A 562-nucleotide genomic window follows, 5' to 3' on the forward strand; every position below is an offset into this window, starting at 1 on the left:
GTAGACACAGCCGCCGCTCGTCTCGCTCATCCCGTACGTCCGGACGACGGTGATGCCGAGCTCGCGGGCGCGCGCCAGCAGCTCGGCCGGGGCCGCCGCGCCACCGAGCAGGATCGCGTCGAGATCGGCGAGTGCCGCGGCGTCGTCGGACGCCAGGAGCCGGAACAGCTGCGTCGGGACGAACGAGGCGTACCGCCGCGGACCGGTCATCGCCGCCACCGCGTCGGGGATGGACGGGTGCTCGTCGGCGAACACCGGAGGTTCACCGGCGAGGATCGACCGCACCAGGACCTGGAGCCCGCCGACCGCCGTGGTTGGCAGCGCGCTGATCCATTGCCCAGGGCCGCCGAGCCGCTCGAGGGTGGCTCGCGCCGACGCCAGGATCGCGCCGTGGGACAGCACGACGTCCTTGGGATGGCCCGTACTGCCCGAGGTGCGCACGACGAGCGGCGCGCCGCCCTCAGCGACCCACGGCTCCAGCAGCGCGTGGATCTCGCGGGCGGTGCCGGTGACGGGGCGCAGCGAGGGTTCCATCGTCGGCCAGCCTAGTGACAGTGGCAGA

The 562-nt window shown here is 73.7% G+C and carries 1 protein-coding gene; it reads right to left on the reverse strand.

Annotated features, from left to right (window positions below):
* A partial coding sequence (locus D9V41_RS16165) for an AMP-binding protein (protein WP_166376085.1) occupies positions 1–534 on the reverse strand: 534 nt, incomplete at its 3' end.
* Positions 535–562 lie beyond the last annotated feature (28 nt).

The sequence above is a fragment of the Aeromicrobium phragmitis genome (assembly GCF_003674095.1).
Classification (GTDB): Bacteria; Actinomycetota; Actinomycetes; order Propionibacteriales; family Nocardioidaceae; genus Aeromicrobium; species Aeromicrobium phragmitis.